The sequence below is a fragment of the Bacillus sp. V33-4 genome (assembly GCF_002860225.1).
GTDB classification, from domain to species: domain Bacteria; phylum Bacillota; class Bacilli; order Bacillales; family Cytobacillaceae; genus Bacillus_BJ; species Bacillus_BJ canaveralius.
This window is the reverse complement of the sequence record NZ_PGVC01000033.1, coordinates 1-20,340: the sequence shown is the minus strand read 5'-3', so window position 1 is coordinate 20,340 and position 20,340 is coordinate 1. Positions and strand designations below refer to the sequence as shown.

20 protein-coding genes and 1 pseudogene are annotated in these 20,340 nt (G+C 44.8%); 18 read left to right on the top strand and 3 right to left on the bottom strand.

Annotated elements, in window-relative coordinates; all coding sequences use genetic code 11:
* The first annotated feature begins 202 nt into the window (after positions 1-202).
* The 4 genes from CVD23_RS12895 to pheA all read left to right on the top strand — a co-directional run bounded on the left by CVD23_RS12895 (position 203) and on the right by pheA (position 3,548).
* Positions 203-739, top strand: coding sequence for a sporulation initiation phosphotransferase B (locus CVD23_RS12895; protein ID WP_101579658.1), 537 nt, complete (start codon positions 203-205; stop codon positions 737-739).
* Between the two features lie 70 nt (positions 740-809).
* Positions 810-2,102, top strand: coding sequence for a GTPase ObgE (gene obgE / locus CVD23_RS12890; RefSeq protein ID WP_101579657.1), 1,293 nt, complete (start codon positions 810-812; stop codon positions 2,100-2,102).
* A 39-nt stretch (positions 2,103-2,141) separates the two neighbouring features.
* Positions 2,142-2,597, top strand: a complete 456-nt coding sequence (locus CVD23_RS12885; protein ID WP_101579656.1) for an ACT domain-containing protein — start codon at positions 2,142-2,144, stop codon at positions 2,595-2,597.
* Between the two features lie 84 nt (positions 2,598-2,681).
* Positions 2,682-3,548 carry a prephenate dehydratase gene (gene pheA, locus CVD23_RS12880; RefSeq protein WP_101579655.1) on the top strand — a complete coding sequence of 289 codons (867 nt, stop codon included), beginning with the start codon at positions 2,682-2,684 and terminating at the stop codon, positions 3,546-3,548.
* A gap of 59 nt (positions 3,549-3,607) precedes the next feature.
* On the opposite strand, the gene CVD23_RS12875 is transcribed toward pheA, so the two are convergent.
* Positions 3,608-4,147 carry a transcription repressor NadR gene (locus CVD23_RS12875; protein ID WP_101579654.1) on the bottom strand — a complete coding sequence of 180 codons (540 nt, stop codon included), beginning with the start codon at positions 4,145-4,147 and terminating at the stop codon, positions 3,608-3,610.
* Positions 4,148-4,401: 254 nt separating this feature from the next.
* Here CVD23_RS12875 and safA point away from each other — a divergent pair.
* The 9 genes and pseudogenes from safA to yajC all read left to right on the top strand — a co-directional run.
* Positions 4,402-4,821: pseudogene (gene safA / locus CVD23_RS22995) on the top strand (SafA/ExsA family spore coat assembly protein); the annotation flags it as partial.
* Positions 4,822-6,469: 1,648 nt separating this feature from the next.
* Positions 6,470-7,447, top strand: a complete 978-nt coding sequence (locus CVD23_RS12865) for a phosphotransferase (protein WP_101666242.1) — start codon at positions 6,470-6,472, stop codon at positions 7,445-7,447.
* 270 nt (positions 7,448-7,717) lie between these two features.
* Positions 7,718-8,278, top strand: a complete 561-nt coding sequence (locus tag CVD23_RS12860; RefSeq protein WP_101579093.1) for an intercompartmental signaling factor BofC — start codon at positions 7,718-7,720, stop codon at positions 8,276-8,278.
* Between the two features lie 165 nt (positions 8,279-8,443).
* Complete coding sequence (ruvA, locus tag CVD23_RS12855; protein WP_101579094.1) at positions 8,444-9,052, top strand: Holliday junction branch migration protein RuvA; 609 nt, start codon at positions 8,444-8,446, stop codon at positions 9,050-9,052.
* 71 nt (positions 9,053-9,123) lie between these two features.
* Entirely contained in the window at positions 9,124-10,125 is a 1,002-nt protein-coding gene (gene ruvB, locus CVD23_RS12850; RefSeq protein ID WP_101579095.1) for a Holliday junction branch migration DNA helicase RuvB, read from the top strand.
* Positions 10,122-10,328: a DUF2905 domain-containing protein gene (locus CVD23_RS12845; protein WP_101579096.1), complete on the top strand. Its 207-nt coding sequence runs from the start codon at positions 10,122-10,124 to the stop codon at positions 10,326-10,328. Before ruvB ends, CVD23_RS12845 begins: the two co-directional genes overlap by 4 nt.
* A 40-nt stretch (positions 10,329-10,368) precedes the next feature.
* A complete protein-coding gene (queA, locus tag CVD23_RS12840) occupies positions 10,369-11,397 on the top strand; it encodes a tRNA preQ1(34) S-adenosylmethionine ribosyltransferase-isomerase QueA (RefSeq protein ID WP_101579097.1) in 1,029 nt (342 codons plus the stop codon).
* 30 nt (positions 11,398-11,427) lie between these two features.
* The gene (gene tgt / locus CVD23_RS12835; RefSeq protein WP_101579098.1) at positions 11,428-12,567 is read left to right on the top strand and encodes a tRNA guanosine(34) transglycosylase Tgt; all 1,140 of its coding nucleotides are present in this window, start codon (positions 11,428-11,430) and stop codon (positions 12,565-12,567) included.
* A gap of 28 nt (positions 12,568-12,595) precedes the next feature.
* Positions 12,596-12,877 (top strand): preprotein translocase subunit YajC, encoded by a 282-nt coding sequence (yajC, locus tag CVD23_RS12830; RefSeq protein ID WP_101579099.1) that lies wholly within the window; start codon positions 12,596-12,598, stop codon positions 12,875-12,877.
* A gap of 90 nt (positions 12,878-12,967) precedes the next feature.
* Here the strand turns inward: yajC and CVD23_RS12825 are convergent, their stop codons facing one another.
* The gene (locus CVD23_RS12825; RefSeq protein WP_180955657.1) at positions 12,968-13,354 is read right to left on the bottom strand and encodes a TIGR04086 family membrane protein; all 387 of its coding nucleotides are present in this window, start codon (positions 13,352-13,354) and stop codon (positions 12,968-12,970) included.
* Positions 13,355-13,637: 283 nt separating this feature from the next.
* On the opposite strand from CVD23_RS12825, the gene CVD23_RS12820 reads away from it, so the two are divergent.
* A complete protein-coding gene (locus CVD23_RS12820) occupies positions 13,638-14,279 on the top strand; it encodes a DUF421 domain-containing protein (RefSeq protein ID WP_101666241.1) in 642 nt (213 codons plus the stop codon).
* Positions 14,280-14,316: 37 nt separating this feature from the next.
* Here CVD23_RS12820 and spoVB read toward each other — a convergent pair whose 3' ends face one another.
* Positions 14,317-15,879, bottom strand: a complete 1,563-nt coding sequence (gene spoVB / locus CVD23_RS12815) for a stage V sporulation protein B (protein WP_101579102.1) — start codon at positions 15,877-15,879, stop codon at positions 14,317-14,319.
* Between the two features lie 136 nt (positions 15,880-16,015).
* Between spoVB and CVD23_RS12810 the strand changes: the two genes are divergently transcribed.
* The 4 genes from CVD23_RS12810 (at position 16,016) to CVD23_RS12795 (ending at position 20,137) form a co-directional block, all read left to right on the top strand.
* Positions 16,016-16,315 (top strand): post-transcriptional regulator, encoded by a 300-nt coding sequence (locus tag CVD23_RS12810; protein ID WP_373270908.1) that lies wholly within the window; start codon positions 16,016-16,018, stop codon positions 16,313-16,315.
* Between the two features lie 132 nt (positions 16,316-16,447).
* On the top strand, positions 16,448-18,712 hold the full coding sequence (gene secDF, locus CVD23_RS12805; RefSeq protein WP_101579103.1) for a protein translocase subunit SecDF: 2,265 nt from the start codon (positions 16,448-16,450) through the stop codon (positions 18,710-18,712).
* Positions 18,713-18,840: 128 nt separating this feature from the next.
* Complete coding sequence (locus CVD23_RS12800; protein ID WP_101579104.1) at positions 18,841-19,770, top strand: cation diffusion facilitator family transporter; 930 nt, start codon at positions 18,841-18,843, stop codon at positions 19,768-19,770.
* A 58-nt stretch (positions 19,771-19,828) separates the two neighbouring features.
* Positions 19,829-20,137: a LapA family protein gene (locus tag CVD23_RS12795; protein ID WP_101579112.1), complete on the top strand. Its 309-nt coding sequence runs from the start codon at positions 19,829-19,831 to the stop codon at positions 20,135-20,137.
* Positions 20,138-20,340 lie beyond the last annotated feature (203 nt).

Sequence of the window (20,340 nt, the reverse complement as noted above, 5' to 3'; positions counted from 1 at the left end):
GTGGAACACCCTGAAACCCGAGGACAAGAAGACAATATCTAATTCCTGTTTTCTACTCTACAATGGAAAAAACATCGATTTAGCAGGATGCGTTTTTCTAAAATTTTCATTTTTGCCCTTAAATTTGCTTACGATTGTAGTCTTTTTTGATATACTATCAGCAAGCGGTCTTCTAAGATTGAATAACTTGAGGAGTCGATGTATGAAAAAAGACTGGAACACTGTCGAGGTGCTCAGGCACGCCCGGCATGATTGGCTAAATAAATTGCAACTAATAAAAGGAAATATAGCGTTAAATAAAATGGACCGGGCAAAAGAAATCATTGATGAAATTGTCGTAGAGGCGCAAAATGAAGCAAAGCTTTCTAATTTAAAAATGCCGGAGCTAGCCTCATTGCTGCTTACATATAATTGGGAAAACCATTCCTTCCAACTCGAATATGAAGTGATAAACGAGCATGAACTGTCACCGGGGAATGACCGGATCATTTCAAGCTGGACAAGGTCTTTTTTTTCATGTTTAAATGCATCGATAGAAGCTTTCCGGGAAAACCATTTATCGGTGACGATTCAACCCGGAAAAAAAGGGGTTCGTTTCTTTTTTGATTTTAGCGGAATAATAACAAATAAACAGCAGCTAGAATATTTTCTGGAGGCTAATGAACATGCTGTGTCGTTAAAAATCCAGGAATTCTCTGAACAGGAACTCGCACTCGATGTTTTCGTGCCGTTGGGCTAGGGAATGGGAGATAGAGCGATTCTCGTCTTGGGAAAAGTGGGGATACAGGACTGTAGACGGGAGGAATAAAATGTTTGTTGATCAAGTGAAAATATACGTAAAAGGTGGAGACGGCGGCAACGGAATGGTTGCGTTTCGCCGGGAAAAATATGTACCGAAAGGGGGCCCTGCCGGAGGGGATGGCGGAAAAGGGGCCGATGTTGTTTTTGAAGTCGAAGAAGGTTTAAGAACACTGATGGATTTTCGTTATCAGCGCCATTTTAAAGCTCCGCGCGGTGAGCATGGTATGTCGAAAAATCAGCATGGAAAAAACGCTAAGGATATGGTGGTAAAGGTACCGCCGGGAACAATCGTAACGGATGATAAAACGGGTGAAGTCATCGCTGACTTAACCGAGCATGGACAGCGGGCTGTCATCGCCAAGGGCGGGAGAGGCGGGCGGGGCAATAGCCGCTTCGCGACCCCAGCCAATCCTGCTCCGGAACTTTCAGAGAATGGAGAACCGGGACTGGAACGCGAAATAATACTGGAGCTCAAGTTGCTTGCAGATGTAGGGCTTGTCGGTTTTCCAAGCGTCGGAAAATCAACACTTCTTTCCGTCGTGTCATCGGCCCGGCCGAAAATTGCCGAGTACCATTTTACGACGATTGTCCCGAATCTCGGGATGGTTGAAACAGAGGATGGGCGAAGCTTTGTATTGGCCGATTTGCCGGGACTGATCGAAGGGGCTCACTCCGGTGTTGGCCTTGGTCATCAATTTTTGCGGCATATCGAACGGACCAGGGTTATTGTGCATGTCATTGACATGGCAGCCAGCGAAGGCCGCGATCCATATGACGATTATCTGACTATTAACAATGAGTTAAAGGAATATAATTTAAGGCTGACCGAGAGGCCGCAAATTATTGTTGCCAATAAAATGGACATGCCGGGTGCGGAGGAAAACTTAAAGGAGTTTAAGGCTAAACTTACAGATGACGTTCCGGTCTTTGCGATTTCTGCAATCACCCGTCAAGGGTTGAGAGATTTACTGTTTGCAATTGCCGATAAGCTGGAGGATACACCGGAATTCCCTCTTGTTGTGGAAGAAGAAGCGGATCAAGATGTCCACCGCGTCATGTATAAGCATGAAGCAGAACAACAGGAATTTATGATCACTCGAGACCCGGATGGTACTTTTGTTTTATCCGGCGAAAAATTGGAACGTTTATTCAAAATGACCGATTTTTCAAGAGATGAATCTGTGCGCCGCTTCGCCAGGCAGCTGCGCGGCATGGGTATCGACGAAGCGCTTCGCAAAAAAGGGGCTGCCGACGGAGATACAATAAAATTAATGGATTACGAATTTGAGTTTATCGAGTAGAGTTGGCATGTACTGTTTTTGATTTAATGGGGTGGGGAAATGAGACAGGATAAATTCGATAAAAAATTTTATTTAGTTCGTGAAGATGTTCTTCCCGAGGCAATGAAAAAAACACTTGAAGCGAAGGAAATGATTGAACGGGGAAAAGCAGAATCGGTATGGGATGCGGTTCATAAGGTTGACTTGAGCCGAAGCGCTTTTTATAAGTATCGAGATACCGTGTTTCCGTTTCATACGATTGTAAAGGAACGGCTGATCACACTGTTTTTCCACCTGGAAGATCGTTCTGGAACGTTGTCACAGCTGCTAGGTGTTGTAGCTTCATCCGGCTGCAATGTCCTGACGATCCACCAGACAATTCCGCTGCAAGGAAGAGCAAATGTGACACTCTCCTTAAATACAACGGGAATGGAAATCGACATGGATGAGCTGCTTTTAAACTTGCGGCGGCTTGAATTTGTTGAAAAAGTTGAAGTGCTGGGATCAGGTGCTTAAGGGCTCGCTCTTAACGGCTGGTTTCGGCTATTTTTTATAAAAACTATAGCGGTGTGCTTGTTTAAATACTGAGGAGGAATTATCGTGAAAGTTGGTTTTTTAGGACCGCGGGCAACCTTTACAGAGTTAGCCGTGCAAGCGGTGTTTGGAGATGAAGAATCTGTTCCATTCCTGACTATTCCTGAATGTATGGATGCCGTTTTAGAAGGGGACGTCGATTTTGCGGTTGTTCCGATGGAGAATACGCTTGAAGGCTCTGTAAACATTACGCTCGACTATTTAATCCATGAAGCCGGCCTGCCGATTATCGGGGAGATCACTGCTCCGATTCGCCAGCATTTAATGGTACATCCCGATAACAGCAAATCATGGAAGCAATTGCAATTTGTTTACAGCCATTCACATGCTATTGCCCAATGCCATAAGTTTCTGCATAGTGAACTGCGCGGTGTGCGCTGTCAAAATACGACATCGACAGCAGCAGCAGCGCAATACATACAAGAACATCCTGAAATAAATGCTGCAGCGATTGGCAATGAGCTGTCCGCAAAGGAATACGGACTTGAGATTGTTAAAGAAAATATCCATGATTTTGCGGATAATCATACCCGCTTTATTATTCTATCATTATCCCCTGTTGCTCCAGGGGGGCCGCAATCCCTATATAAAGGTGATAAAACATCAATTATGGTGACTCTTCCGTCAGACCATGCCGGGGCCCTGCACCAGGTTTTATCTGCGTTTGCATGGAGAAAGCTTAATTTGTCGAAGATTGAATCACGGCCTATGAAAACTGGGCTCGGTAATTATTTTTTCATTATTGATGTTGAGATGAAGATGGATGAAGTCCTGATTCCCGGCGTTATCCAGGAGCTTGAAGCACTTGGCTGCAAAGTAAAGCTTCTTGGAAGCTACCCTTCATTCCATCTTGAAGCAAAACAGCGAACTTAATAGAAGAAAATACAAAAAGGATCCGGGCAGGATCCTTTTTCTGTTAAATTAAACTTAGTTTAAGACGAGACAAGGAAATTTGCTTGTTTGAGGGCGGACTCTGCTTCGATTAACGTCTGTTCGGATCGGGCTGAAATCGTATGCAGGTGAATTCCTGCTGTCAGTTCAGACAAAAAGGCAGCTTTCGTCTCGTGGATTTTTCGCATGAATCGTTGAACTTCCGTTCGGTTCGATACCATGATCGAAGCCGTTAAATCTCCATAGACCGGGTGTTCAATTTTAACATCCTTGACGGTTACGCCTAAATCGACGAGGAGATTAAGCTCATCTTCCGTTCTTTCCGGAGGATGAAAGCAGGCGACCGTCCGCTCAAAAACCGGCGTTTGCGAGACTGGCCTTAAGTATATATAACCCTGGCTCGTTGCGATAATCGGCTCCTTTCTTACTTTTAATAAGGTGATATCGCTGACAATTACCTGCCTGCTTACATTCGTTCTCGCTGCCAGTTCACTGCCGGTTAGCGGTTTTTCGCTCTCTTTCAACAGCTGCAACAGCAGCTCGCGTCGTTCATCTCCGAGCACCTTCATTTGGTCCTTCATCACATTACTCCTTGTATAAATGATGTCCCATTTTAACATAAAAACCTGCGATAAATCACTATTTACGCAGATTTTGCTTCTAAAGACGTATTACGGTCTCAACTCGCAGTCCGTTCTTTCAGCATTTTTAATGGCTCATGCCTTGCTTCGTTCATATTTCTGGAGAGTGCAGCATAAGTTTTTGTGTAGACTGTTAGCAATTTGCCTACTTTGACATACAATGTATGGACTTATGCCATAGGAGGGAAATCATAGTGAAGATCCATATCGTACAGAAAGGGGATACTCTTTGGAAGATCGCCAAGAAGTACGGCGTGAACTTTGAAGAGCTGAAAAAGATGAATACACAGCTCAGCAACCCTGATATGATTATGCCCGGGATGAAGATAAAAGTTCCCACATCTGGAGGAACGATCAAAAAAGAAGCTCCGCTGACTGGAGGGAAGCCGGAAGCAAAAATCAGTGTGGGTGCTAAAAAGGAAATGCCGAAAGTCGAACATCCTTTAGTAAAAGAAAAGCCGCAAGTTTCGCCGGTAACAGAAGCACCAAAACCTGCGCCAACTCCCAAAAAAGAAGCGCCTGCCATTGAAAAACAGAAGGAACCCGTAAAAGAAAAGCCGAAAGCACCGTATACTCCAAAAATGCCTCAGCCTGTCATTCCTGAAATCGACATTAATCATTATTATACGCTCAACATGGCCAATATGTCCGTAGAGCAGCCAACCGAGCAAGCACCCCTGCCGCAAATACCGCCAAAACCTACTAATATTCTGCCCGGAATGATGAATGAAGAGAGCCCAAATGTAAAAGAAGAAGCAGCACCGCAGTTGCCTAAACAACAAGGAGGTTACAAAGAACCAATGTATCCATACTCACCGAACTTTTTCCACAATTCACCTGCCATGCCCGGACATCAACAAGCAGCTTTTCCGCAACAGCCGTGGATGCCTTATCCGCAAGTACAAGGTGCGTCCATGATGCCGATGCAGCAAATGCCCCCGAGCTATGGAGTGGCAGGAAATCAAAGCATAAATTATACGAACCAAATGGATGATGAATCTTCTCCATTCATGCCGCAAATGCCACAAATGCAATCTGGTTTACCGACAGGCGTGGCAGGCGCAGAGGATTATCAGATGCCGCCACAAATGCAGGGGCAGTATCCACAGCAGGTGGCAGGAGCGCAAATGCCTTATGCCCCGATGCATAAGGCGCCACTTGGACCATCTGTAGCAGGAGCTGGGTTTGCTCCTTGCCCGCCGCCTTACGGATACCCGCATTTGCCGCCGAAAGTGAAGGGAGCCATGGATTACCAGACACCATACTTCCCGCCACAGGTGCTGGGGGCGATGGATCAGCAGATGCCATTCCCGTCACAAGTAGGTGGAGCTATGGATTACCAGATGCCGTTCCCGTCGCAAGTAGGCGGAGTTATGGATTACCAGATGCCGTTCCCGTCGCAAGTAGGTGGAGCCATGGATTACCAGATGCCGTTCCCGTCGCAAGTAGGTGGAGCCATGGATCAGCAGATGCCGTTCCCGTCACAAGTAGGTGGAGCTATGGATCAGCAGATGCCGTTTCCGTCGCAAGTAGGTGGAGCTATGGATTACCAGATGCCGTTTCCGTCGCAAGTAGGTGGAGCCATGGATTACCAGATGCCGTTCCCGTCGCAAGTAGGCGGAGCCATGGACTGCCAGATGCCGTTTCCGTCGCAAGTAGGTGGAGCCATGGACTGCCAGATGCCGTTCCCGTCGCAAGTAGGCGGAGCCATGGATTACCAGATGCCGTTCCCGTCGCAAGTAGGCGGAGCCATGGACTGCCAGATGCCATTCCCGTCGCAAGTAGGTGGAGCCATGGACTGCCAGATGCCATTCCCGTCGCAAGTAGGTGGAGCCATGGATTACCAGATGCCATTCCCGTCGCAAGTAGGTGGAGCCATGGATGACTACCAGGCACCATTCCCGTCGCAAGTAGCGGGAGTGAAGGAAGATTATCAAATGCCATTGTCTCCGCAAGTCAAGGGAGTAAAAGAAGAATATCAACCCCCGCTGTGGAGGGAACAAATGCCGCAACAGATGCCAGTAAAAGGGGTAGAGGACGTAGCTGATAGCGGATGTAAAGATCCGGCACAAGTCAAGGGGCCATTTGCGGGGCAAGGTAATCCATTTCCACCTCCTGTTGGCCCGGCTCCAGGAACAGCGCCAATTTTCACACCGCAGCATGGGCAATTTGCTCAACCGCCATTTGTAAACCCATATGGATACGGTTCCGGCCCGATGGATGGAAGCCCGTATGGCATGCCGCGCTATCTGGACGAAAGCAATGATAATGAAGACTAAAAACGGGGGAGACGATTGTTTTCATAATCGTCTCCTCTCTTTTTTAAAAAAGGAAATACGCTTTGAATTGATTGAATTTAGACTGATCAGAAAAAATGTCTTTTTTGTTGTAACAAGCCAATTTCCTTTTATATTAAAAGGCTACTCAACCTTACGCCGTTTGAAGCTGCAGCAAGCGTTTACCGCGTCCTTAAAAAAAGAGGGATTCCAAAATACTTACTCGTTTTACGACATGACGAACGGAAAACCTCTCTTTTTTGAAAAAAATTATTATGGGTGTCTCGAATATTTGGAAAAAGGTGACCGTCCCTTTAACTACCGCTCAGCTTCCAGCCGTATCGCCGGTTTAAATCTTTTGGCTGAATATCACAATGTTTCAAAGAAATTGGCGAAGCGATATGAATCGTTGTTGCCAACTTATAAATTGCTTGAAAAGTGGCAGGAAAGGTTGCTGCTTTTTAAAAAAAATCTCCCTGTCGTCTCTTATTATGTCGATCAACAAATAATCGACCACTTAATTCATTGCGGCGAGCATGTTTTAACATATTTAAAGAAAACAAAGGAAGAACCTCAATCCGATTCGGAAACGATTTTGCATGGAGATGTTGCCCATCATAATTTCCTTCAAACCGGAAAAAAACTTCATTTAATCGATTTCGATTTAATCAGCATTGGGCCGGAAAGCGCCGATTACCTCCAATATGCAAACCGGATCCTCCCATTTATCAATTGGTCCGCCGGGGAATTGTTTCGCCACCCGATATTGGAAACATACAAGAACGACCAGCTTTTCCTCTATTCCTTAATGTTTCCGACTGATATTTTCCGGGAATGGAACAGGGTGATAAGAGAAGAAACATATCGGGATCCAAAAAAATTAACGGTTGTTAAAAGCATGACAACCGACCAATTTCTACTAAGGCAGCAATTTATGATTGAGGTAAACGATATGGTGCAATGAAAGTAGAGTTGAACAAGCAATTTGCACACGTCAGGAGGCAATGCCAATGAAGAAGGCAGACAAATAGGAAAAAAAGCTTGCACTTTTGCTGATTGTCATCGCTCTGCTACTATTCTTGTCATTGATAAGGCGGTTGCTGATGGGTTGAAATATCCCTGATAAGCATAGCGACTGGCCGCAGAATAAATTTACCTATTTTGGGGAGACTATGGGTGAAACAAAGATGAAGTTGCGGAGATATGTTCCGTATTTTTAGATGGGGTGATCTGGATGAGATCCAAATGGGCGGCTATAGTGTTAAGTATCTTGGGGTGTTTCGCAGCCTGGCTTTTTGTTGAGCCATTTAATCTTGAAATGCAGCTTCAGGAAACAACGGTATCCGCTCAGGAGAAGCCTCAAAAGGGCGAGAAAATTTCCGGCCCGCTCGAAATTTCCGTTATTTTTGAGAGAGTATACCTCGATGGGGAAATCAGTGAAGAAAGAGTAAAAGAAACGGTCTGGTCGACTGAGGATTTTTGGGCAAAGTATGCCGGGTGGCAAATCGTTGATCTGGGGGAGAACAGGGTTGTTTTTCGCCAGCATATCGACGACATATCTCCGCTGCTTAAAGCAAACGGTTACTTTGGGATTACGGATAAGGGGATATTGACGATTTTTAATGGAAGACCCGATCAATCCAATGTAATTCACTCCTTTTTCCAGATTGATATCGGAAAACTGGAGAGCGTTAAACGGGAACAGTTGAAAAAAGGTATCCCCGTTATGACGAAGGATCGCTATGAAAAAGTATTGGAAACTTTTAAAACGTACTCCACGCAGAAACAACAATAAACTGAAGTAATGAAAATATATTATTTTTCGAAGCTGATAAAAGGACCGACCCAAGGTCCTTTTTGTTCTGCATCGATCAAATACAATCCCCGTCGCGATGAAAAATATCAAAAATATAAATAGTATGTTAAAATGGTCTACAGCAAACCAGGGGAGAGAAAGAGATTGTTTGAATATATAAAAGGAATCGTCGACTTTGTCGGACCGGAATATATCGTTGTTGAAAATAATGGGGTTGGTTTTCAGATAATCACGCCAAATCCGTTCACCTACTCAACGGAAGCCGGCCGCGAGATTCGCGTTTATACATACCACTATGTTAGAGAAGATGCGATGGCTTTGTATGGATTTCATTCCAGAGAAGAGAAATCGATGTTTACAAAGCTGCTGAATGTTTCAGGGATTGGGCCAAAGGGCGCATTGGCGATACTTGCATCAGGTGAACCAGGGCAAGTTGTTCAGGCAATCGAAAATGAAGATGAGGCGTTCTTAGTAAAGTTTCCTGGCGTGGGGAAAAAAACGGCGCGACAAATGATCCTCGATTTAAAAGGGAAATTGCATAATATCGTTCCCGACTTTTTTCCCGACTTGTTTACTGCCGATGAAAGCAACCTTGGAATGAGCGGACCATTGGAACTGGAAGAAGCCATTTTAGCGTTAAAGAGCCTTGGATACTCAGATCGGGAGATTAATAAAATTTCCCCAGAGCTGAGAAAAGAAAAACTCACGACCGACCAATACATCAAAAAAGCATTGCAGAAGCTTCTTAAGTAAAATAATGCTGCGGTGGCTAAAATCCTTCGCCCATGGCTTTTTGGAACAACTTAAAAAAGGGTGATCACAAAATGGAAGACCGAATTATGTCCGGAGAAGCGGACGGACAAGATGTTTCGTTTGAGCTCAGCCTCCGTCCGCAAACGTTGAAACAATATATTGGGCAGGACAAGGTAAAAGAAAACCTGGCGATCTTTATTGAAGCGGCCAAGCTGCGCCAGGAAACGCTTGACCATGTTCTGCTGTACGGACCTCCAGGTCTTGGGAAAACAACGCTTGCTGCAATCATTGCCAATGAAATGGGCGTTAATATCCGGACAACTGCTGGCCCTGCCATTGAACGGCCGGGTGATTTGGCAGCGATTTTAACTGCCCTGGAACCTGGTGATGTTCTTTTTATTGACGAAATTCACCGGCTGCCAAGGTCGATAGAAGAAGTATTGTATCCGGCGATGGAAGACTTTTGCCTCGATATTGTAATCGGAAAAGGCCCGAGTGCGAGATCGGTCAGGCTTGATCTGCCGCCTTTCACATTGGTTGGTGCTACGACGAGAGCGGGTTCATTATCAGCCCCATTAAGAGACAGGTTTGGAGTTCTTAGCAGACTGGAATACTATAATGAAAACCAATTAAAGTCGATAGTTACAAGAACGGCGGATTTGCTTGAAACAGAGATTGACGGTCCTGCTGCGTCGGAAATTGCGCGAAGATCGAGGGGGACCCCGAGAATTGCCAACCGGATTTTGCGCCGGGTCAGGGATTTTGCGCAAGTAAGGGGGAACGGTGAGATCAATGCGGATCTTTCCGAATATGCTTTGGAGCTGCTCCAGGTTGACCGCCTTGGCCTTGACCATATTGACCACAAGCTGTTACAAAATATTATCGGGAAATTTCGCGGCGGTCCGGTCGGGCTGGAAACGATTGCTGCTACAATTGGCGAAGAAGCCCATACAATCGAGGATGTTTACGAGCCATATCTCCTGCAAATCGGCTTTCTGCAGCGGACGCCGCGTGGAAGAATCGTGACTGATTTAGCATATCGACACTTTCAAATGGAGGTGCCCGCTGAATGACGGGAATTTCGAAGCTGTTAATGACGCTTGGAGTCATCATCTTTGTTGTCGGCTTTCTGATGCAATTTATTTCTTTAGGGAAATTGCCAGGTGATATTCTTGTCAAAAAAGGAAATACGACCTTTTACTTTCCAATCGTCACATCAATTCTCATCAGCATTATTTTGTCGGCAATTTTCTATTTTATCGGCAGGTTTCGTTGACCAGCTGGAGGAACAGTTAGCTTATAGATAGGGTGACAACATGAACGTAGAATTATTTGATTTTGATTTGCCTGCCGAATTGATCGCGCAGGTTCCTTTAAAAAATCGGACGGACAGCCGCCTGATGGTTCTAAATAAAGAATCCGGTGAAATTAGGCATGACACCTTTAAAAATATTGGCGACTATTTTAAAAAAGGGGACTGTCTTGTCTTGAATGATACCCGTGTTCTGCCCGCCAGGCTGTACGGTGCGAAACAGGACACAGGTGCAAAAATCGAGGTGCTGCTGCTTAAGCAGCAGGATGGAGATCGCTGGGAAACGCTTGTAAAGCCTGCAAAACGGGTCAGGAAAGGGACAAAAATTGACTTTGGTGACGGACTCCTTTCAGCTGTTTGTGTTGGGGAAGCCGAGCACGGAGGCCGGATCCTCGAGTTCAGCTACGAGGGAATTTTTTATGAAGTGCTCGAAGGACTTGGAGAAATGCCGCTTCCTCCATATATTAAAGAGCAATTGGATGACAGGGACCGATACCAGACCGTGTTTGCCCGCGAAAGAGGATCCGCTGCGGCGCCGACGGCAGGGCTTCATTTTACCGAAGCGCTCCTGGAGCAACTGCGGGTACTCGGCGTTCATATCGCCTTTATTACTCTGCATGTTGGACTTGGAACATTTCGGCCGGTAAACGTTGAAAATATTCATGAGCATCAAATGCATGCCGAATTCTATCAGGTTTCAGAAGGGACTGCCCGGCTTCTGAATGACGTAAGGAGCAAAGGGGGAAGAATTATTACTGTTGGAACAACTTCCACCCGAACACTCGAAACGATTGCTGCCGCGCATGACGGTACTTTTGTTGCCGAGAGCGGCTGGACGGACATCTTTATCTATCCAGGTTATCACTTTAAAGCAATTGATGGGATGATTACGAATTTCCACCTGCCAATGTCGACGCTGATCATGCTGGTCAGTGCCTTGGCTGGACGGGAAAACGTCTTGAACGCCTATCAAATTGCTGTAAAGGAAAGATACCGTTTTTTCAGTTTTGGAGATGCGATGCTGCTTTTATAGTGAAGGTTGGTGAAAGGAGAATACAAGGATTTGACTGCAATTCGTTATGAATTAATCAAAACATGTAAACAAACAGGAGCACGGCTTGGCCGGGTTCATACGCCGCACGGGTCATTTGAGACGCCGGTTTTTATGCCGGTCGGGACGCTGGCGACCGTAAAAACGATGTCTCCTGAAGAGTTGACGGAGATGGGTGCCGGAATCATTTTGAGTAACACATACCACCTATGGCTTCGGCCCGGGCATGATATCATCAAGGAAGCGGGCGGGCTTCATAAGTTTATGAATTGGGACAAAGCGATTTTAACCGATTCGGGCGGGTTTCAAGTATTCAGTTTAAGTGAGTTTCGCAAAATAGAAGAAGAAGGCGTTCATTTCCGCAATCATTTGAATGGTGATAAGCTTTTTTTATCACCGGAAAAAGCAATGGACATCCAGAATGCGCTCGGCTCGGATATCATGATGGCGTTTGACGAGTGTCCGCCTTATCCGGCTTCTTTTGAATATATGAAGAGCTCTGTGGAACGGACTTCACGCTGGGCCGAACGCTGCCTGGCTGCGCATAAGCGGCCTAAAGATCAGGGGCTGTTTGGAATCGTCCAGGGCGGGGAGTATGAGGAATTGCGGAAGCAAAGCGCCAGAGACCTGGTTTCACTTGATTTTCCCGGCTATGCAGTCGGCGGCCTTTCTGTAGGGGAGCCAAAGGATGTCATGAATACGGTTCTCGAGTTTACGACACCGCTGCTTCCTGCAAATAAGCCAAGATATTTAATGGGAGTCGGCTCTCCGGACTCGCTGATTGACGGCGCGATTCGCGGCATTGATATGTTCGACTGCGTGCTGCCAACCAGAATTGCCCGAAACGGGACATTGATGACAAGTGAAGGGCGTTTGGTTGTTAAAAATGCGAAATATGCCCGCGATTTTGGCCCGCTTGATCCGGAATGCGATTGCTATACATGCCGGAATTACAGCCGTGCGTATATTCGCCACCTGATTCGCAGTGAAGAAACATTCGGAATCCGGCTTACAACTTACCATAATCTCTATTTTCTGTTAAAATTAATGGAGCAAGTCAGACAAGCGATCCGTGAAGACCGTCTTGGTGACTTTAAAGAAGAGTTTTTTGAGAAATACGGATTCAATAAACCGAATGCAAAAAACTTTTAATAATCGCTACTGAAAGGAGGGGAAAAATATGGATCTATTAACGTCTTTAGGACCAATCCTGTTGATGTTCGTCATTTTTTACTTTTTGTTGATTCGCCCGCAGCAGAAGCGCCAGAAGGCTGTTTCACAGATGCAACGCGACTTGAAAAAAGGTGATAAGGTTGTTACAATCGGCGGATTGCATGGTATTGTTGATGCATTGGATGAAGATAAAGTTGTCATCAAATGCGGAGACGGAAGCCGTCTTACATACGATCGCGCAGCCATCCGTGATGTAACGGAAGCAAGCGGCGATGTCCTTGCAAATTAATCACAAGCACAAGAAGGAAGCATCCTGCTCAAGGGTCGCTTCCTTTTGCTGTTTAACGTGGAATATTTGATGCTTGGAGGCTTATCCTGGCTAAGCTGTTCTTGATTTACCCATCAGGTTGACGCCGAGAATTCCACCCATCATCGCAATTAAAATATAGCATGTATGATAAATAACCTGTTCTGCTGAGAAAAGGCTGTTATAGCCAAGATAGTAGAATAAAAAAACAACCAATGAATACAAAAGTCCCGTCAGGCCCCCAAGCATCCAGCCCTTCTGTTTTCCTTTTCCCCCCGAGACAAAACCCCCTGTAAACAATGTGATGAAGGAAAAAGCTGTGATAATGAATTCCAGATCAGATTCCTGAACAGAAGTAAATCTCAATATGAGTGAAAGAATGAAAGTGCTCACAATTGCCAGCAGGAAAATCCCCATCAAACCATATAAAACAGCAGTCCCGTAGTTTTTAGTCTCCACATCGATACTCCTTTCCCTTTTGGTTGCCGTTCAGTAAACCAATTTCCCGGCAAACCCGATTTTTCCTTAGTACAAGCATATTCGGTTTTGAGAAAATTAGAATAAAAAAATCGCCTGTCCGATATTTGTCTTCCATTCATTTCAGGACGGCTTTATTTTTTTAAGTTTCAAACAGTGAGTTTTATCCGAGTTTTAAAGATTTCTTTTTGGAAAAACCTGCATATAATGTTTCTTTCCTCATGGATAAAACTAATAGTATGTATGTTGTGAAGGGGGAACCATAGTGGAAGAATATCTTGCGATTATTTTCAGGACTTTATTTGTATACACATTGATTTTGTTTATCTTCCGGCTGATGGGAAAGCGGGAAATCGGCGAGCTGAGCATATTGGATTTGGTTGTGTTTATTATGATCGCAGAGCTCGCCGTCGTCGCAATTGAGGATCCGAAAGATCCGCTAATTGACACAATTTTGCCGATGGGATTACTGATGGTCGTCCAAATTGGCTTAGCGTTCATCTCGTTGAAAAGCAAGAAGTTTCGCGACCTGATTGACGGGCGGCCCAGCGTGATCATCAATAAAGGAAAAATTGACGAAAAGGCGATGAAACAGCAGCGCTACAATTTTGATGACCTGATGCTCCAGCTAAGAGAAAAGCATATCCGCAACATAGCTGACGTTGAATTTGCTATTTTAGAACCGTCAGGCCAACTTTCTGTGTTTGAAAAAAGCAAGGATGCAGGGCAAATCACGATTCCGCTTATTGTCGACGGAGTCATTCAGGCAGAGCATTTAGCCACGATTGACAAAACAAGTTTGTGGCTGCGCCAGGAGCTGCGAAAACGAGGCTATAAGGACGTCAAAAAAATCTCTTTTTGCAGCTTCCAAAATGGTAAGTTCTTTATAGACACCATAGATGAATAGAAAAAAGCCTGGCGTTGTTTCTACCAGCGTTTTGCTCTTAATGAAACGCCCATTTTGCCAGCGTGTTGCCAATCCAGGGAATTCTTTTTAAATCATCGGCTTTAATTAGACCGCTAACTAATAAGAGTGCAAAGTAAATGCACGCCATTGCACCCGCTGCCGCAATCACTTTCCATAGGAGATAAGTGGACGTAAGGATGTTCTCAACCAGCCAAAAGCCGGCCCATCCGGTTATCCCCATTGCTAAAAACGTTTTTATATAGTCCCTTGTATAAAAGGTGAAGGAAATCGTTTTTAAAACTGTCGCCAAGTGGAGCATGGTTACGAGAACAAAACCAACGATTATACCTAGGGCCGCACCTTTAATGCCGAATGTTGGCTGGCTTGCCAACAAGAAAATAACAGCGATTTTGACGATATTTCCGATTAAACTGTTGGTCATGGCTGCACGAGCCAAGTCAAGTGCCTGCAGCATTGCCTGCAAAGGTCCCTGATAATAGTAAAACAAAAAGAACGGGGCCATCAATTTTATAAATTGCGCTCCGCTTTTTGCCCCGTACATGAGCTGCATTAATTCTTCCGCGAGGACATATAAAACGACGACCGAAAGTCCGCCGGTTACGAGAGCGAACCGCAGCGATTGCTGGAGGCGGTATTCAATGAGGCGCATATTGTTTTGGGAGTTCGCTTCACTGATTGCCGGAACAAGCGAGGTTGCCAAAGAATATGTAATAAACGAAGGAAGCAAAAGCAACGGCAGGGCGTATCCAGTCAGGGCTCCGTATTGCTTTGTGGCTGCCGAGGCAGCTACGCCGGCTAACGCTAAGCTATGGGCTATGACAATTGGTTCAAAAAACCAGGAAACAGAACCGATCAACCGGCTTCCCGTAGTCGGAAGGCCGATCGCCATCAATTCACGGAGCGTACCCTTTCCCGAACGGGCGAACTGGAAAAACTTCTTGCGGAACGGGAACTGTTTTTTTAGCTTAAAAGTTGTCATTAAATAGAAAAGCGAGGCAAGTTCACCAATGACAGAGGCGAACATTGCTGCTGCAGCAGCATAGGCAATTCCATAAGGAAGAAAAGCTTTTGTTAATACGGCAATTAATGTAATGCGGACAATTTGTTCAAGAACTTGCGAATAGGCTGCCGGCTTCATATTCTGTTTTCCTTGAAAATAGCCGCGGATCACTGAGGAAACGGCAATAATCGGGATAATCGGTGCAATCGCCATCAATGGATATACTGTTCGCGTGTCTGTAAACAATGTTTGCGATAAATAAGGGGCGAGTAAAATCAACGCCGGCGTGAACAGCAAAGATAAAGTAAGCGTTGTCGCTAACGAAACAACAAGAACTTTTTTTACTTTGTGGTGATCTCCGCGTGCTTCAGCCTCTGCTATACTTTTTGAAATGGCGACCGGCAACCCGAGCTGTGTCAGTGTAATCACCAATATCAATGTCGGAAAAACCATCATATATAAGCCAACGCCCTCTACCCCGATAAAACGGGCGATCACGATTCGATTTATAAAGCCGAGCACCCTTGTGACCAAGCCGGCTGCCAAAAGAATAAGGGTTCCTCTTAAAAACTTAGACATCCCGGTCCCTGCCTTCTCAAAATAGCTATTATCATATACAATTAACTATATGCAACAAAGTGGACAAAGCATGACAAGGTTTCGGACTTTTTCCATTCATCTTAAAAAATTGATACAGCGGCGAGGAGGCGGCTGAATGATGCACATTGGCCATGAATATGATCGGTTTTACAGCCAGGTTAAACCTGCATTGCACAGCAAGCTGGATGAATTTAAATTGCTTGGCTATGAAACGATTACCGAACATGAACTGTGGGATTACATGGTAAAAAAGAAGTGGAAAAAAACGAGAGAGGATATATTAATTCATGAAATTGTTCAGGAAATTCTCTCTGTTAAGGTGAATGAGTATATGAACTTTGCAACGGTTGAAGCATTTAAACAGGCAGATTTTCATTTCAGCAATGAAGAGGACCGAAGAGAGTTTTTAAAATAATTAGCATAATTTTACCTTTATACACAAATTGACAGTATTTCTATTCTGTTTCATAATGAAAATGGTAGTTTTACAGGATGCCAGTTATTCTTGGCAATCCGCTGGTTTATATTTAAGGAGGACGTATAGGTAATGAGAAAGCGCGGTCGGATCATCGCGTTCTTCCTGCTTGTCCTGGTTCTTGGGACTGTGATGGGTGGAGCGACGAACAACATTATTAACAATATCAAGCTTGGCCTTGACCTCCAGGGCGGCTTTGAAGTTTTATATGAAGTGAAACCTGCTGAAAAAGGGCAGAAGATTGACAAGGAAATGCTTGTCAGCACGGCTGAAGCTCTTGAAAGAAGGGTGAACGTCCTCGGTGTCAGCGAGCCGAATATTCAAATTGAAGGGGATGACCGGATCCGCGTCCAGCTTGCCGGTGTTGAAGACCAAAATCAGGCCCGCGAGATTTTGTCTACAGAGGCGAATTTGACTTTCCGGGATTATCAGGATAAAGAAATGATGGATGGCAGCGACCTTGCGGAGGGCGGTGCAAAGCAAAGCTTCGATCAAAATGGCACGCCAAGCGTTTCTCTTAAACTTAAGAGCGCGGACAAGTTTAGAGAAGTAACCGAACAAATCGTTGCCAATCAACCGAATAACGTGCTTGTTATTTGGCTTGATTTTGAGGAAGGGAAGGATTCCTACCAGGAAGAAGTCGGGAAAGCAGACCCGAAGTTTATCTCCAATCCAGCAGTAGACCAGGTATTCAGCCAGGATACAGTTTCAATTGAAGGTAATTTCACGCTGGAAGAAGCAACTACGCTGGCGTCGCTGTTGAATGCAGGCGCACTCCCTGTTGAACTGGATGAAATTTATTCAACATCTGTTGGAGCGAAGTTTGGCGAGAACGCCATGGATAAGACGGTGATGGCCGGTATTATCGGGGTTGCCATCGTATTTTTGTTTATGATGTTCTATTACCGTTTTCCGGGTTTTATCGCAACGATTACCTTAACGGTATATCTGTTCCTGACAATACTGATTTTTGATTTGTTGAATGTCGTCTTAACCTTGCCGGGTGTTGCAGCCCTGATCCTTGGTGTCGGGATGGCCGTTGATGCCAACATTATTACTTACGAACGGATCCGGGAAGAAATTAGAGTTGGCAAGTCAATAAAAGCGGCTTTTAAAGCAGGAAACGAGAACTCGTTTGCGGCTGTAACGGATTCCAACATAACAACGCTTTTGGCCGGCGCCGTGCTGTTCTTTTACGGGACAAGCTCTGTCAAAGGCTTTGCGACAAGCTTAATTATCGGTATTTTAGGAAGCTTTTTTACGAACGTATACTTTTCAAGGCTTTTGCTCGGGCTCTGGGTAAAAAGTGGCTTTTTGGATAAAAAACCAGGCTGGTTCGGCGTTAAGAAAAGCCAGATCAAAGATATCAAAGAGAATTTTGATACATTGGACCTGCCGACAAAATTTGACCGCTTTGATTTTGTGAAGCATCGAAAAAAATTCTTTGTTCTTTCAGGACTGTTTTTTGCTGTCGGTATGATTATTCTCGCAGTTTTCCGCTTGAACCTCGGCATCGATTTTGCGAGTGGAACGAGAGTGGAAATTCTCGCCGACAAAGCGATTACGACGGAAGAATTACAGGATGAACTACAAGAAATAAACTTTGAAACAAACGATATCGTCATCTCCGGGGATGAAAGTAACATCGGGGTGGCCCGTTTTAAAGGCGTGTTAACGAAGAGTGAAATTGCCGATATTAAGTCGCATTTTTCTGAAGCGTATGGATCTGAACCGAATATCAGCAGCGTGTCACCGACCATCGGGATCGAATTGGCGAAGAATGCCGGGATGGCTCTATTGATTGCCTCAATCGGCATCATTTTATACGTAACGATCCGCTTTGAAATGCCGATGGCTGTATCGGCGGTGATCGCCTTGCTATATGCCGCATTCTTTACGATACCGGTGTTCAGCTTATTGCAATTGGAAGTAGATCTCACATTTATCGCAGCCTTGCTAACGATTGTCGGTTATGCAATCAATGACACAATCGTTACATTCGACCGGATGCGCGAAAATATGCAGAAAAAACGCCGTTTAAAAACCGTCGAAGAAATTGCTGATGTCGTTAATACGAGTACAAGGCAAACGATGGGGCGCTCTCTTAATACGGTTGGAATGGTCACGATCACAGTAGTGGCGATGTTGATTTTTGGAAGTGAATCAATTCGCAATTTCTCGATGGCCTTGCTTGTCGGGCTTATTGCCGGAACGTATTCGTCCATCTTTATTGCCGCCCAGTTGTGGTTTGAGTGGAAAAAACGGGAATTGAAAAAGAAGGGTGTTTTAATCACCTATAAGGAAAAAAGAAAAATTAGTGATCAACCGCAAGTATAAACCGCAGATTTCTGCGGTTTATTTTTTTTTTTTAAACCTATTGTTACTCATTAAAATTCTCTGCAAATCCAATAATAAAGGAATGGATTGAAATACTGGAAGCCGATCTGCAGAAAGGGAGTTTAAGATTGGATCATAATAATCGTTTTAAACAAGCGGAGTCCGCGGCAATCTTGGGGATGGCCGGCAATGCCGTTTTGGCTATTATAAAATGGATAATCGGAGTCAACGCGAACAGCAAAGCTTTAATCGCCGATGCTGTGCACTCCGCTTCTGACATATCCGGTTCCCTCGCTGTATTTATTGGCTTGCGGGCATCCAGGCAGCCTCCTGATGAAGACCACCCATACGGGCACGGAAAAGCAGAATCGATTGCTGCAATCATTGTTGCCGTTTTAATGGTTATGATTGGCTTTGAAGTAGGGAAAGCATCATTTGAAGCCTTGTTCGAGCCGCTTCAAGCACCAAAGGGGATCGCGATTGTTGCGGTCGTGATTTCGATTATTGTCAAGGAAGCGATGTTTCGATATAACTATAACTTGGGAAAAAGGTTGAATAGTGATGCACTTATTGTAAACGCGTATGATCATCGTTCGGACGTTTACTCGTCGATTGCCGCCCTGATTGGGATATGTGCTGCTATTGTTGGCGGATGGCTCGGGTTTGATTGGCTCGTTTATGCAGACCCTGTTGCCGGTTTTTTTGTTGCTTTACTTATTATTAAAATGGCCTGGACGCTTGGAAGAGAATCGATCCACAATACTTTGGACCATGTTCTCCATGAGGAAGATACACAAGAATTTAGAAACATTGTTGAAAATATTCCTGAGGTCAAGAAGATTGATGTGCTTCACGCCAGGGAGCACGGGCATTATGTAATAATCGATTTGAAAATCTCGGTTGATCCTGTGATCACCGTTGAAGAAGGGCACCGGATTGGGAAAAAGGTAAAAGAACGGCTGATGAAAATGGGCAATGTCCACAATGTCTTTGTCCATATTAACCCGTACAACTCGGAAAAGATTAAGATTGATGATGAAATTTTCATTGAGAGCTGAGAAAAAGCTTCTGTCACTTCAGGAATTGACACTTGAAAGAAGATTGGAGGGGGAAGATTTGCGAGTCCAATGGATTCTACTGCTGGGAATTTTGTTTGCTTTGCTTGTTGCAGTCTTCGCGGTCATCAATGTTGAACCTGTAACCGTCAATTTTTTCTTTGGCAGATCGGAATGGCCTCTTATTCTCGTTATTTTAGGCTCTGTTTTTATGGGGGGGATGATTATCGGTTCTGTTGGCTTATTTCGTATTTATGTTATGCAGAGAAAAATCAAGCTACTGGAAAAAGAGAACGAAAGGCTGCGGACCGAGACGGAGGGAATTGACAAAATCGAAGGGATCGAAGAATCGAATATAACTTCCAAGTGACGTGAAGGACAGTCCCCGCAGCTGTCCTTTTTGCCTGCAGACGTGCCGTCGGAAGGAGCAGATCAGCTTAAGTTTTCTAAAAATGAAGCATAATAGACATGTTACATAATAGTATGTAATAATAGGATTATGTAATATTGATGGTAGTGTAAAAAGTTCTATGAAAACTCGGCTTTGAGGGTTCCGTTCTGCCACAAAACAGA